14 protein-coding genes and 1 pseudogene are annotated in these 13,162 nt (G+C 64.0%); 5 read left to right on the forward strand and 10 right to left on the reverse strand.

Annotation, left to right across the window (positions count from 1 at the left end):
• Positions 1 to 407: 407 nt before the first annotated feature.
• Positions 408 to 851: a nitroreductase family deazaflavin-dependent oxidoreductase gene (locus AB0H00_RS20615; protein ID WP_357268345.1), complete on the reverse strand. Its 444-nt coding sequence runs from the start codon at positions 849 to 851 to the stop codon at positions 408 to 410.
• Here AB0H00_RS20615 and AB0H00_RS20620 point away from each other — a divergent pair.
• Positions 762 to 1,123 (forward strand): annotated as a pseudogene (locus AB0H00_RS20620) (TetR family transcriptional regulator). The gene AB0H00_RS20615 and the pseudogene AB0H00_RS20620 overlap by 90 nt on opposite strands.
• Positions 1,124 to 1,360: 237 nt before the next feature.
• Here AB0H00_RS20620 and AB0H00_RS20625 read toward each other — a convergent pair.
• From AB0H00_RS20625 to AB0H00_RS20640, 4 genes are all read right to left on the reverse strand, one after another.
• On the reverse strand, positions 1,361 to 3,253 hold the full coding sequence (locus AB0H00_RS20625; protein WP_357268347.1) for a hypothetical protein: 1,893 nt from the start codon (positions 3,251 to 3,253) through the stop codon (positions 1,361 to 1,363).
• 177 nt (positions 3,254 to 3,430) lie between these two features.
• Positions 3,431 to 4,447, reverse strand: a complete 1,017-nt coding sequence (locus AB0H00_RS20630) for an AraC family transcriptional regulator (protein ID WP_357268349.1) — start codon at positions 4,445 to 4,447, stop codon at positions 3,431 to 3,433.
• A 474-nt stretch (positions 4,448 to 4,921) separates the two neighbouring features.
• Positions 4,922 to 5,368 (reverse strand): hypothetical protein, encoded by a 447-nt coding sequence (locus AB0H00_RS20635; protein ID WP_357268350.1) that lies wholly within the window; start codon positions 5,366 to 5,368, stop codon positions 4,922 to 4,924.
• Positions 5,344 to 5,682 carry a hypothetical protein gene (locus AB0H00_RS20640; RefSeq protein WP_357268352.1) on the reverse strand — a complete coding sequence of 113 codons (339 nt, stop codon included), beginning with the start codon at positions 5,680 to 5,682 and terminating at the stop codon, positions 5,344 to 5,346. The genes AB0H00_RS20635 and AB0H00_RS20640 overlap by 25 nt, the downstream gene beginning before the upstream one ends.
• A gap of 709 nt (positions 5,683 to 6,391) precedes the next feature.
• Between AB0H00_RS20640 and AB0H00_RS20645 the strand changes: the two genes are divergently transcribed.
• Positions 6,392 to 7,528, forward strand: a complete 1,137-nt coding sequence (locus AB0H00_RS20645) for a histidinol-phosphate transaminase (protein ID WP_357268354.1) — start codon at positions 6,392 to 6,394, stop codon at positions 7,526 to 7,528.
• A 67-nt stretch (positions 7,529 to 7,595) separates the two neighbouring features.
• Here AB0H00_RS20645 and AB0H00_RS20650 read toward each other — a convergent pair whose 3' ends face one another.
• Together AB0H00_RS20650 and AB0H00_RS20655 are read right to left on the reverse strand one after the other, a co-directional pair.
• A complete protein-coding gene (locus tag AB0H00_RS20650; protein ID WP_357268356.1) occupies positions 7,596 to 8,060 on the reverse strand; it encodes a nitroreductase/quinone reductase family protein in 465 nt (154 codons plus the stop codon).
• Complete coding sequence (locus AB0H00_RS20655) at positions 8,057 to 8,500, reverse strand: MarR family transcriptional regulator (RefSeq protein WP_357268358.1); 444 nt, start codon at positions 8,498 to 8,500, stop codon at positions 8,057 to 8,059. The genes AB0H00_RS20650 and AB0H00_RS20655 overlap by 4 nt, the downstream gene beginning before the upstream one ends.
• 502 nt (positions 8,501 to 9,002) lie before the next feature.
• Here AB0H00_RS20655 and AB0H00_RS20660 point away from each other — a divergent pair.
• From AB0H00_RS20660 to AB0H00_RS20670, 3 genes are all read left to right on the forward strand, one after another.
• Positions 9,003 to 9,161 (forward strand): hypothetical protein, encoded by a 159-nt coding sequence (locus AB0H00_RS20660; protein ID WP_357268360.1) that lies wholly within the window; start codon positions 9,003 to 9,005, stop codon positions 9,159 to 9,161.
• Positions 9,162 to 9,280: 119 nt separating this feature from the next.
• Positions 9,281 to 9,709: a nitroreductase family deazaflavin-dependent oxidoreductase gene (locus tag AB0H00_RS20665; protein ID WP_357268362.1), complete on the forward strand. Its 429-nt coding sequence runs from the start codon at positions 9,281 to 9,283 to the stop codon at positions 9,707 to 9,709.
• 116 nt (positions 9,710 to 9,825) lie between these two features.
• A complete protein-coding gene (locus AB0H00_RS20670; protein WP_357268364.1) occupies positions 9,826 to 10,341 on the forward strand; it encodes a LysR substrate-binding domain-containing protein in 516 nt (171 codons plus the stop codon).
• Between the two features lie 468 nt (positions 10,342 to 10,809).
• Here the strand turns inward: AB0H00_RS20670 and AB0H00_RS20675 are convergent, their stop codons facing one another.
• The 3 genes from AB0H00_RS20675 to AB0H00_RS20685 all read right to left on the reverse strand — a co-directional run bounded on the left by AB0H00_RS20675 (position 10,810) and on the right by AB0H00_RS20685 (position 13,026).
• Entirely contained in the window at positions 10,810 to 11,202 is a 393-nt protein-coding gene (locus tag AB0H00_RS20675) for a hypothetical protein (RefSeq protein ID WP_357268435.1), read from the reverse strand.
• Between the two features lie 173 nt (positions 11,203 to 11,375).
• Positions 11,376 to 11,807 (reverse strand): DoxX family protein, encoded by a 432-nt coding sequence (locus AB0H00_RS20680; protein ID WP_357268366.1) that lies wholly within the window; start codon positions 11,805 to 11,807, stop codon positions 11,376 to 11,378.
• 46 nt (positions 11,808 to 11,853) lie between these two features.
• Positions 11,854 to 13,026 carry a serine hydrolase domain-containing protein gene (locus AB0H00_RS20685; protein WP_357268368.1) on the reverse strand — a complete coding sequence of 391 codons (1,173 nt, stop codon included), beginning with the start codon at positions 13,024 to 13,026 and terminating at the stop codon, positions 11,854 to 11,856.
• Positions 13,027 to 13,162 lie beyond the last annotated feature (136 nt).

The raw sequence follows: 13,162 nt of genomic DNA on the forward strand, positions 1-13,162 counted from the left end.
AGGGGTCGCCCGGGTCGTGCCACCCTGGGCGATTCCAGCCGCCCCAGTCACGATCCCGATGGGCTGAGATGTGTGCATCCGGCACTGCGGCGGTGGCCGATCCGGCGAGCGGCCCGACCAATACGGCACTCGCGGCTGCGACTACCGCCAAGGTGCTGGCGAGTTTCATTTTCACGGCAGGAGCCTTCCTGAGGACGAAATACTTGCTGTGACGGAACCATTCCAGAACACCGATGGCGCGAAGACAACGGAGGTCAGCGGTTTCTCAGCACACTCCCACCGGCGTTCTCAGCAAACTCCCACAGGGAAAAATCTTCCGGAATACGCGGGCAAGGTCGTCGGGTCCATATGGGTGCCCCGGCCACCACCGCCGGCTCCCGGCCGCCACTGGGTTGAGATCTCGCCTGTCAGCAGGCCACATCCACTTCGTGCACCACGTCGACACTGAGGAACTCGGGAGCTTTGATCGCCTTGCGCAGCATGAAGCGGACGAACAGCGGCATGTCGGCCGCGTTAGCGTCACGGTAGACGCGAGGAGCGCCGACCTCGTAGTGCTTGCGTCTGGTTTCGAGTTCGCAGCCATCCGCGGCGAGGACATTGCGCACCCAGTCCGCATCCGGTCCATACGTCAGTGCGATCACGTAGCCGCCTCGGCGCCCGAAGGCCCACAGCGGTGTCCGGAAGATCCGGCCCGAGTTGCGTCCGCGATGGATCACCACCGCCCATCCCGGCGCCCAAGGGGCGATGAACTTGGTGACCCGATTGAGGCCGATCTTGTTGGCCTTGGTGACCCATCGTGGACGGTGCGGGACATCGCCGCCGCCGGCGTCGATCCCGCACTGATCCGGCACTATTTCGGCAATAAGGCCGAACTGTTCCGCGCCACCATGGGATGGCCATTCGACCCTGCGGATGTCGCCGCGCGGATTACCGAGGGTGCGCGCAGCTCGCCTCCGCCCTCCCCGGCCCGAAGGCCGAACTACGGATCGATTCGGCGATGGCCCAACTGTGGGGCATCGCCTACCTCCGCCATGTGCTGAAGGTCGAGCCGATCGGCTCGCAACCACTCGATGAACTCATCGCCCGCGTCGCGCCGGTGATCACCACTCATCTGAGCACTTAGTCCCGCGAAGTGCGAAGGCCGCCAGGTCGGGAACCTGGCGGCCTGATTCGCGCCGCACGGCTGGCGTCACGAGAGGTGCCGACGTCCCACAAGCGCCTCTCGGCGAGTGGTCGCTCGAAGCGACAAAAGGGGTGAGGCCCGGGGCTGTCCGGACGCCGACAGTGGGATGCAACGGCCCGCCGTTCCAAACTATTCCGGGGCGGATCGTCGTCGCCGGACAACCCGACCCCGGCCACCTCAAGCAGCGGCAACTGATGGTGGGATGGCGGCTGCGGGGGGTTGCTGGGTGGGCATGGCGGGTGGGGTGAGGGTGAGTTGGGTTGGGTCGGTGGTTGCGGTGCTGGTGTCTATTCCGGTGGGGTGGAAGAAGCCTTGGAAGGTGCCGTAGTCGCCCTGACCGTCCTCGAAGGGGTTGTTGGTGTCCAAGGGGACCATCTGCCCGCTGGTGATGAAGAACAGGCCGTCGTGGGTGACAATGGCGATGGCGGTGCGGTTCTCCCATTGGACGACGTCGCCGGTGCGGAGGTTCGCGGCGTCGACGACGGTCCAGGAGTGCGCCGGGGTGGATTCGCCGAGGGTACCGGCGTAGGCGGCGCGAGCATCGCTGCCGTTGGGATTGTTGATTGCCTTCTGGACGGCTTCGGCGACGGTGGCGGAGACTTTCTGGGTGGTTCCGTTGGGCAACGCGGCGTCGACCATGCCTGTGGTGCCGACGGTGGGTGCTGCTGCGGCAGGGGCAGGCGCGGTAACGGCAGGGTTGGCACCGGTCGGCTGGCCGGAGACGGGCTGTTGCTGCTGGTACTGCGCTTCCTGCTCGCGGCGTTCGCGGTCGCGCTCCCGCTCCGCGTACTCGGCGTCCTGCTGTCGTTTCTGCATAGCCTGCGTCATCGAAGCCATCATCGGCACCATCATCATCGGCATCATCATGTCCAGCACCGAGCCGCTGTCAGTGGCGGCGGGCGCCGCGGTTGGTGTTCCACCGCCGGATCCCGCGCTCTGCCCCGTGATGGCATTCAGCAGTCTTGTCAGGTCAAGGCCGGACGATCCGAGCGGGCCACTGAGTCCGCTGCGGTCGTCGGTCTCGGTGCCGAGCAGGTCGCTGTTATCGGTGTCGGTCCAGCCGGTTTCGGTTCCCGGTTCGGAGGGAGGGCTGTAATCCGCCGATGGATCGGGACCGGCCGGCAGCTGGTTACTCTGATAGTCGGGCGAATTCTCGTCGAGGCCGTTGCCGAGATCTTCCATAATGCTGGCTACCTCGTCCACTTTGCGTTCCACCTCGTCGAGGGCGTTGTGCAGGGCCTCCATCAGCTCCGATTCATTAGTGATGACCTCCGATCGGACCGTGACCGCCGGCGCAGTCATTCCGGGGTCTATGGGTTCATCGATCACCTGGTAGAGGGCGGCCTTTAGTTTCTCGTTGAGATCACCGACTCTCGCGCTTATGTAATTCATACCGCTCGAGACGTATTCGGCCGTTTGATCCGCCGTGGATCCGGCATATTCGTCATAGCTCTGTAGAGTGGATTTCACTCCGTCGAGTTCGTGCATCATGTTGCTGTAGGCGTCGCTCATGACGGAGCGGTTCCGCGAATCGTAGAAGCCGGTTTCCGCCAGCATGTCCCTGACATCTGGGGCTTGTTCCGGATGTCCGGCCCGCAGCGTGTCGGCCAGTGCGTCTATTCCACGTTCAATTGTGTCGATGAGTCTCTGTAACCCAGTCGACTCGCCACGTGGATGATACAGCGGAAACTCGATTTCACTTGTGGTATCGAGCTCGAAGGATGTACCGACCAGATCGTTCGACATGGGGTCTCGCCCCACGAGTCGGCCGTCTTCGGTCAGTTCCAGCATCAAGCCGGGCGAACACACGTCGGTCGCGGGGGCGGTGTAGGTAGCAATCCGGTGACCATCGCCGTTGGTGGCGTAGAGAGCGCCATTCGCCTGGTGGAGTTCCGCATTGCTGAGATCGACCCCGGGGGGCAGTTCGGGCGTAAATGTCTTCTCGACACCGCCGTCCGCGCTGTACAAAACGAGCTCGCCATTTTCGTGGAACGTAAGTGTGTAGTCACCGCTCCGCAATGATTCGCCGGGTGACAGCTTTTCGTCCGAGCCCAGTGTGGAGTTGCCCATCGTGACTTCCATCCTTCTCGGTCCGTGCCGGAGGTTCGCCGGATTCCCTACAAAGAGGATGCAACGTTCAGCGTTTACGCGCTGCGCAGCCGCGTCTTTCCGATAGTGCGGGCCGCGCTTATTCGATAAACAGTGACGACTCGGGCGGCGGCGTCGTTCATGGCTTTTCCCCGACATTCATGCGTCGATGGATGTGGTCGTTGGTGCGATCTTCAACGTTTCGCTAGGCCGCTCGCCGTACGCCATCCGGTAGGCCCTCGCGAAATCGCCCAAGTGCCTGAAACCCCACCTGAGTGCGATCGCGGATACGGTCGTCTCATGTGGGTCGGCCTTCTCCAGCTCGGTCCGGGCGTGTTCTAACCGCACCCGCCGCAGGTAGGCCATTGGAGTCGTGTCCAGGTCCCTGCGGAATCCTTCCTGTAATGCCCGTACACCGACGCCTGCCTCAGCGGCCAACTGCGTGACGGTCACTGGCTCGGCTGCGTGCACATGCATGAAATCCACGGCCTGTCTGACCGTTGAGCCCGCTGGTGTGGCACTGCTGTTGCGCAGTCGCTCGGAGTAAGAGTGGCGCGCGCTGAGCAGAAATCCGGTGGTCATCAGGTCTTGCAGATGGCGGACTGCGAGGGGATGTGTAGCGACCTGCTGGCCCTGGTCGAATTCGCGGACCACCAGTCTCACCTGATCCAACCAGGCCCGCATGGCTGGGGTCGTGAGATCTTGACCCAACTCGAACCGGAGCCCGGCTTTCATCCGCTGACCGATCATCTGCTCCAGCATCGACTCCATGGCCGACGCGTCGAACCAGACCAACAGCATCGGGCTGTCAGCGGGCCAATCCAGCACGAAGCGCTCACGCGGCTGGGCTATCGTCGCCGTCCATCGGGTTGCGGTTGTGTGCTCCCTACCGCTGAACGTGTCGATCGCTCCAGCCAACGGGATGTGGACCAGGTAAAAGTTGTCGGTGCGGTGCGGGGTGACCAGCACCTGTGCGCCACCGCCGTAGTCGAGCGCGGCCAGCGCGACCGGCCCCATCGGCACCGCGTTCTGCCGGGCGTCGAACCTGCCTGCCGCACCGAGGATCTTCACATCATGGGGCGCGCGCAGGACCTTGCCGATGACTTCACGGGCCTCGTCCACGTCACGGGACTGCAGCACGCTGTAGTTGGTCAGCGGCAGCGGCTTCCTGTTCACGTCTCACTCTCCTACGAAGGTTCAACCAGATCTTCTTGGGAAACCGGCGAACGCGAGCAGGTCGGCGCGGGCGGCGTCGAGGTGGCAGATGACGTCGGTAGCTTCTCCGGCCAAGGCGTCGAGCATTCGATTATATTGGGCAGCAACCGATTCGGTGGCGGCTTGATAAATCGATCGCATACCCGGTCCGCATCCCGTCGTCCTTGGGCCGCCACCGGCGGAACGCCCGCCACCCTGGCGGACCCAGCTGCCATCAGCCACATCAATTCCGACCACGGCTCGACGTCGAGTTGCCGCGAACTCGACGACCACGAACACGCGCCAGCCGCATACCGCATCTCCTGCCAGGAGATGCGGTATGCGATCCTGTCGCGGGGAGTTCCGGCGACAGGGTGGGGCATATAACGCCCGTCCAGGAGGAGCCGGTCGACCGGCCACGCATCGGCGGCGACCTCAACTGCCGAACGGCACGGCCTACAGCGCCTGTAGGGGTTGGCAATCCCAGCCGGGCGGTTTTGCAGAGAACGATTCTTGGAAACTCGAGCTCGGGCGCGCGACGCACGCACCCACGTGCGTGATCCGGCCCGGCGAAACCCTTCTCTCTTCCAAGCCGAACGGGAACTGGGTGTTCACCGATGAGCGAACCGTCTGGCCGTTGTGGTCGATGTAGGTATAGGCGGCCGACCCTAGCAGCCCGAACGGCGTCCGCAAGGTGACCACTTCCGACTTCGCGCCGGACACGCTGACCGCGACTCCTCGCCATTCGACAACGCGATCCGCCGCTGACGCAGGCCCGGCCGACCAGGCCAGCGCCGCGCCCGTAAATGCGAGTGCGGCAACCAGTTTCACTCCGGTGCCTTTGGCAATCAAGTGATTGGTCATGACAAATAGTCCCCTTACACGCGGATCGACGAGCCGCATCGGGCAGAGTCGCCGCTACAGATCCTGATACTGACGATGGGCTCAGCGGTGGTGATGACCTGAGACTGTCCTGGCGTCACCGAGATCCTCTGGCGATTCCTGGCCGCTTCGTCGTCCCCCTCGTGGGTGTAGAACACCGTAGCGCCGTCGGTGCCGTCTCCGGACCAGACCCACAGCCACATGTTGCCGTTGTCGACCTGAGCTTGACGGTGCTCGAACTCATACACCGCCGCGGCGGACGCGGACGCAGAGATACCGAATGTGGCAGCGGCGCCGAGCGCCAGACCGGTCAAGATTGCACGAATATTGGTCATTTCCACGCTTTCAGGTTTACGAGCCGTTCGGAAGGATGGCTTCCGATATCGGTGTTGTCATTACTCGTCAATGCCCGTCGTGACGACGATGGATTCGAACGTTTCAATTTCGCGCTGTTTGTATCGGATCTCGAAGCGCGGCTCGGCAAGAATGTGCCTCATATCGTGGGTGGCGCCTTCCTTTTCACGTCGCTTTCTCCATGCAAAAAGGATGCAATGTGTAACCATTGCACGCTACGCAGCTGCGCCTTTCCGATAGCGTGTCCGCGCTTATCCGATAGCGGGCCGGCGCGGGGTGGATCGCCGAGGAGTGTCTGGCCATCGCGCGGTGTACTGCGCCCTGTTCGCGGCCGCACGGCCTTCCTGCGCGCGCTCTGCGACCAGGCGAGCAGGTTGGACCGCTGGAAGACCGCGCTGAAGTAATTCAACTCGCCAGGGTGGGAGATCGGGGCCGGTCCAGTGCGGTTCTTCGAATCGCATACCTGGACAACGCCGCCGACGAACTGTTCGTGCCGCTTGTGAACCTCACGGGCGCAACACTCTTGAACATTGCATCTGTGCACCGTTCTCGGATATGTTGCACCGATTGGTGTGGTGCGGCGAGTACCTGACCGGCCAACCCTGTGTGCTGGTGGATTGCTCGACAAGGCGTCCAGGGCAACGATCTGGTTGCCCCAGGGCCATGCCAGGTGATGGTGAGTGAGGCGATATGGTGGCGTGGTACGACGAGGTTGTTGTCCCGATACCGCCAGGTGCGACGGTGACCTCGGCTGAGCTGCCTATTCGGGAGCGATTACGAGAACAGCGACCGTATACGGCACCGCAGTTGGCGGCACCGGTGCGATTGAATACGAACGAAAGCCCTTTTCCGCCATCCCAGAGACTGATCGACGATGTCACTGCGTCTGTACGAGCGGCACTCGATTCCCTGCACCGCTATCCCGACAGAGAAGCGATGGAATTGCGCGCTGAATTGGCGAGCTACGTCAGTCGGCGGGACCGCATAGCTGTGGCAACAGAGAATATATGGGCGGCGAACGGATCGCTCGAGATCTTGCAGCAACTCGTGCAGGTTTTCGGTGGCTTCGGACGCAGTGCGCTGAGTTTCGCGCCGACCTATTCCATGTACAAGATCATCGCCGACACCGCTGACCTCGAATGGCTGGAGGGTCGTCGCGGTGCGGACCTGTCGCTCGACATCGACTACGCAGTCGCCTTCATCATCGAAAGTCGTCCGGACGTCGTGTTCGTCACCAACCCGCACAACCCCAGCGGTCACAATTTTGCCATCGCGGATCTCGAACGGATTCTGGAGGCGGCGCCGGGCATCGTAGTGGTGGACGAGGCATACAGCGAATTTTCGTCCGCCCCCAGCGCGATCGGACTGATCGACCGATTCCCCGCAAAACTCGTCGTGACCAGGACGATGAGTAAGGCATTCGCGTTCGCCGGCGGACGAATCGGCTACCTCGTGGCCGCTCCCGCCGTAGTGGAGGCGATGAGACTGGTTCGCTTGCCCTATCACCTGTCGGTCGTGACCCAAGCTGCGGCGGTGGCCGCATTGCGTCACGCCGACCAGACGCTGGCGAAGGTCGCGGAAGTGATCGACGAGCGGGAACGGGTCGCGGGATCCTTGCGTGGGCTGGGATTCGAGGTGATCGACAGCGACGCGAATTTTCTGCTGTTCGGCCGGTTCGCCGACGCCGCACGTTCCTGGCAGCATTACCTCGACCACGGCGTCCTGATCCGCGATCTAGGAATGCCCCACTACCTTCGTATGAGTGTCGGCCAGGCCGAGGAGAACAATGCCTTTCTCGATGTCAGCGAAATACTCGCACCGGGATGACTGTCGAGGGGAACCTCGACTGTCGTGTTCTCGGCAACCGCGGTAGCCGGCCGGCAGGCCTACCGGCTCAGGCGGATTGGCGGACCAGGCGGATTATCGGTAGTTCGCGGTCGGTCTTCTGCTGGTATTGAGCGAAGCGGGGTGCGGCGGCGGTGATCTGCTGCCATGCTTCCTCGCGCTCGACGTCGTGGAGTTGCTCGGCGACCACGGCTACTTCGCGACCGGCCACCTCAATCCGAACCTTGTCCGGATTCGCGGCGATGTTGTAATACCACGCAGGGTTTTTCGGCGCTCCGGCCGCGGATGCCACGATCAGCCAGCTGCCGTCCTTTCCGGGGAAGTAGCCGACCGGTGTGCTGCGCTCTGCTCCGCTCTTGCGGCCGATGGTTGTCAGTATCAGTGCATTCATATCGCCCATGAACTTGCCGCTCTTACGGATTCGTTTCGCGGCCCAGTTGTTGAGATATCGCATCAGGCGCCCTCCGCTGGGCTGACGCGCGCCTTTGGTGCCGTTGGATGTGTCAAAACTCATTGTGGCCTCTCAGAGGTTGTGCTGACGGGCGGGTGCAGGTCTGCGGCGGCTGATCTCTGGACTCTCTGCGCTGTGGCGCGGATAAGGCTGTCCTCGATTTGTGCAAGGACGTCGATGGCCTCCGACTGCTCGTCCGTGGTCAGGTTGCCGGAGACGCTGTGCTCGAGTTCGGACCAGACGCGTTCGACCTCGTGGCGGAGAACGAGGCTGGCGGTCGTGGGTTCGATGATGCTGACGCGCTTGTCGTCGGCGCAGGGCAGGCGGCGGACGAAGCCGGCGTGTTCGAGACGCTTGATGGTGCGAGTCATCGTGGCGGCGTCCGAGCCGAGCAGGCGAACCAGGTCGGTCTGACGCTGCGGGCCGAGGTCCCACAGTTGCATCATGACCAGTTCCTGACCGGGATGGAGGCCGACACGGCGCAGTAGCTGCCCGGCCAGCATGCGGTGCAGTCGGGCGACGCGAAGAATCGCATGAGTCATGACCCCGGCTTGGACGGACGACGGCATCGGTACGCACGCAGCGTCGGCGACGGCCGGAGGGGCATCTGCCGTGTCCTTCCGCAGGAACGTTCCTTCCTCGCTGGTGGTCCGAAACGGCCATGAATCTCTGGCCTCTCAACGTGATACTACCTGCCCGGGCAGGTAATTACTCGAGCTCAGCGTAATCACGTATATATCGAGATCAATACGGGTATATGACCTTCGTCTCCATGATATATGGCATGCTTTGGCTGAAGTCACTGTTCGGACAAGTATGTACGCTATGCGGGCAATTCGACGATCCGCCCACCACGTGAGGCCGCACCACCGGGGGAGCGGGTCGTCGTATCCATCACCGGTCAACAATTGGAGAACGACCTTGGAGAACGATTCATGACCACAGCCTTCGATTCGATCGACGTCGCGGGCAGGCGCCTTGGCAACCGCATTGTGATGGCGCCCGATGACACGCCGCCGTGCCTATGGGGCGAGTCCGAGAGAGGCCACCAGGATGATCACCGACGAATCACGGCTGCGTCCGCTGCTCGACACCGCCGCGCCGCACGAACGCATCGATACCGCACGCGACCGGATCGCTGTGTTGGATGCCGCGGTGAGCTGATCACCGATCAGAACGCGGACAACTGGAAATCCGTCACTCGACGACTCGCCACCCATTGATCCGATAATCCGACCAGCGTGCCGGCGCACCGGTGCGCCCGTGACAGGAGAATGCACAGCATGAGCAGCTCACAGGACTGGAACACTGACATCATCGCCGAATTCCGGGCCAACCAGGGCCGGGTCGGCGGCCCGTTCGAGGGCGCCCCGGTGGTGCTGGTACACCATCGCGGCCGCAAAACCGGACGCGAACTGGTGAGCCCGATGATGTACCTGCCGGACGAGCAGGACCAAGATGTCATCTATGTCTTCGCCTCCAAGGCCGGAGCGCCCACCAATCCCGACTGGTACTACAACCTGGCTACGGCTGGCACGGGTGACGTGGAGCGCGGCACCGAGACCTACGCGGTGACCGTCACCGAGGTGACCGGAGCGGAACGGGACCGCATCTACGCCGAGCAGGCCCGCCGCTATCCCGGCTTCGCCGGTTACGCCGAGAAGACGAAAGGCATTCGCACAATCCCGGTCCTTGCGCTGCGCCGCCGCTGAAAGTCGTGGCTGCACGAGACCTGCTCCGTGCCGCTGAGCGCGCGCGGCGGTCTGTCCAGCCCGAGAGCCGGGCGCTTCGCGTCGATGTGACGAATCGCCGCATCGCACCTTCGGTAGTGCTTCAAGACTTCCATCTCGCGCATCCAGATCTGGACGTTGATGTCGTAACCCTGCTCGACAACAACCTCACCGGTGCGCTGACCGCGGTACAGTCCGGAGCTGTCGACGTCTCCTTCCGCGCCGTCACCGTGCCGGCCGAAGACAGGCCGGACGGGGTGAGCGCAGCCCGCGCAATCGATCATGAACTGGAGCTCCTGGTAGGCCCCACGCATCCCCTTGCCGCCGAGCCCAGCGTCGAACCGCACCGCCCGGCGAGGCACAGAATTTGGATCCCGGGCATCGTCCCCGGCACCGAATGGGCGAGATTCTATGAGGACTTTGCGGCAGCCTTCGACCTCACGATTGATGGCCGGGGACCGCACTTCGGTGACGAGGCTCTCCTGGAACGACTGTGCGAGGCCCCGGATATCGCCACCCTGGTAGGGAAGCGTGACCGCTACCTTTGGCCCGCGCGCTACGGATTGCGCCGCATACCGCTGCGCAATCCGACCCGATCTACCCGCACTCGCTGATCTGGCTGACCGCGAACCCACACCCCAGCCTGGCCGCCCTGTGCGACTACTTAGCCGCGGTTCGCCCGTCACAGTCGCAAGGGTCGAATGTCTGGGTGCCCGCATGGGCAATTGCCGATTCAGACGGGCTCGGTGTCATCATCGACAACGCAGGCATGCACCGTGGACGCCACCCGCTGTAGGCGAAGCGTCGAACGGCCCCGTCCATCTCTAGCTGCGCGCGGAAGAGGACAGTATTCAGGCGGCGCCTCAGGTCGGCGTCGCAGCTGAACCTGTTGTCGCGCAACGGATACGTTGCGCGACCGGACGGACGGCGCTAGGGACTTTGTCTGCGTGGCTCCGCCGCAGCAAAGCGATCGGGAAGTAGCCCTGGACAGGGCGGCCACCGGCGCGGCGAGCACGGCACAGTAGAACGCCATGGCCGCTGGCCAGAACAATGCGTAGGTCGAATAGGGCGAGTCAGCACCGTCAGGGCAGATCCAACACACTCGCCGGAACTCCATAGGGCAGAAACCGCACCCGACGGCGATCATCGGTGTTGTCGCGATGCGCGCGTAAGGCCTCGAGCTCGCTTGGAAAGACCTGGTCCACCCTAGCCTCGCCGGCGTCATCGATGCTGTAGATCGCCCACACCCCGCTGCCGGTCTCACCGGTGGTCTCACTCTCGGGTTTCGCTGGACGGGGCCGTTCCGGTTGAACGAACTGACCGAGCAGCGACGCCAGTGAGCTGACGCTCGCGTGATCTATTCGATCCAGGTATACGCCGGCTTTCCCGAGCAGGTCGCGGAGCTCGGTTCCCGCCCCCCGCAGTGCGCGTTCGAAATCTTCCGGATCAATGCCGAAAGGCCCGTTGGTTGGCATCGCATGTGCTCCTGGGGACGAGTTGGGCGCTACGTCCTCAGTGTCCTCGCGAAACGCCGACTTCGCCACGCCGACCTCGACCAGGTCCACCGATGTCGCCAGGTCGGCGGGGTTGTTCCGGGCGACCACGTGCGGCGCGGTGGCCGAGGTCGGTGCGGCAAGGACAGCGCGAGTCAGGCGTACCGGCGCCGGGAGCCGCCGAGTGTGGCGGTGGTGGAATTGCCCTGCGGCAGCCAGGCGCGGGCGGCGAAGGTGGCGGCGGCGAAAAACAGCGGCATGGCCCACTTGTCCGGGCCGTCACCGGCGGCCAGGTGGGATGTGGCGGCACCGCCGTAGACGAAGACCAACCCGGCGTATGCCCATTCCTTCGTTTGGGGATGGCCGGGAGTGAGGATCGCGGCGAGCGCGGCGGTCTTGGCGACGCCGAGGATGGTCGCGAAGTACATGGGGTAGCCGAGGTGGTCGAACGAGTCGCGGACATAGGAGATCCGGGCGAGGTCCCAGTACGCACCGACCGCGGTCTCGGCCAGTACGGCGGCCACGGGAACCCAGCGCGCAAGTTTCAGGCCACGGGAGCGGATTATCGAGGTGGTGCGAGTAGACATGGTCGTGTTGCTCCTGATGGGTGAAGAGGGTTGGTCGATGCAGAGGTCAGGCGGCCGACGCGATTGTGGTGCCGGTCGCGGCGCGGTGAACGACGGCGGCCAGCCGTGCGTTCTCGGGGGCGCTGAACGCGAATGCGGCGCGGCGGCGGGTGTAGCCGTAGGTGAGACCGCTGTGCGGATCGGCGAATCCATCCGAGCCCGCGGAGCCGGTGTGCCCGAACGCGTACGCGCCTAGGAACGGATGCAGCAGACCCTTGGCTTCGAAACCCAATGCGTAGGGCGCACGGTCCCCACGCACCAGATCCGCACCGCTGGAATGGATTGCGGAAATGGTGGTGATGGTTTCCAGGGACAGCAGCGGGGCCCGGCCGTCGAAACCGGTGATGGCCGCCGCGTACATCTGCGCCAGGCCGCGCGCGCTTCCGACGCCGCCGGCCGAACCTTGCCCGAGGCGGCGCAGTTTCGGGTCATTGGGCAGCGCCATGACGTCGGCGGCGGTGAAGCCGCGCGCGTTGAGGTTGTAGGAGATCCCGGCCATACTGTGCGGGTTTGGCGAATTCGCGGCGAAGGCCGCTTCCCTCTCCGCGCTCGCCCGCCACGGCCGGATCGGCAGGTATCGGTGATCCAGTTCCTTGGGCAGACCCAGGTACACTTCCAGCCCGTACGGGGCGCGGATGCGCTGCTCGAACAGCTCCTGGACAGTGCTTCCCGTGACAGCACGGACGACCTGTCCGAGGATCGCGTACATGACGAACCCGCCGTAGCCGTGCGCGGTGCGCGGTGCGAAGTAGGGCCGCTGCCCCACCAGTCGTTCGGCGATGACCTGCTCATCGGCAAGGTCGTCGATGGTGAAACCACCGTCGACGCCGATGATTCCCGCACGGTGCACGAGCACGTCCCGAACGGTGATGTGCTCCTTGCCCGCTGCGGCGAACCGCGGCCAATAGTGGGCGACCGGCCGGTCGATGTCGACAACACTGTCCTGGATCAGCAGCGCCATCACCAGGCCCGCGGCGCCTTTGGTCGACGAGTGCAGGCCGGTCAGTGTGGTAGCGGTGACCTCTTCGCCCGCCCACAGATCCACCACCTGACGGCCGCGGACGAACGCGGCCAGCTGCGCGCCCGATTCCCCGCCCTCCTCAGCGACGACAGCGGCGAACTCGGCACGCGCCTGTTCGAATCCGTCGGCGACAGTGCCGTGTACTTCGATCGCATTCATAGTGACGTTTCCCTTCGACAGCAGCTCCAACGGCCCGGGCGGTGCGAGCTTCCGGCTCCGGCGGCCACCGCGGATCGTGTTCTGGTGCATTGACGTACGGCGGGAACACAACGTGACCGCAGCATGAAAACTGCTG

Source organism: Nocardia sp. NPDC023852 (assembly GCF_040639505.1).
Taxonomy (GTDB): Bacteria; Actinomycetota; Actinomycetes; order Mycobacteriales; family Mycobacteriaceae; genus Nocardia.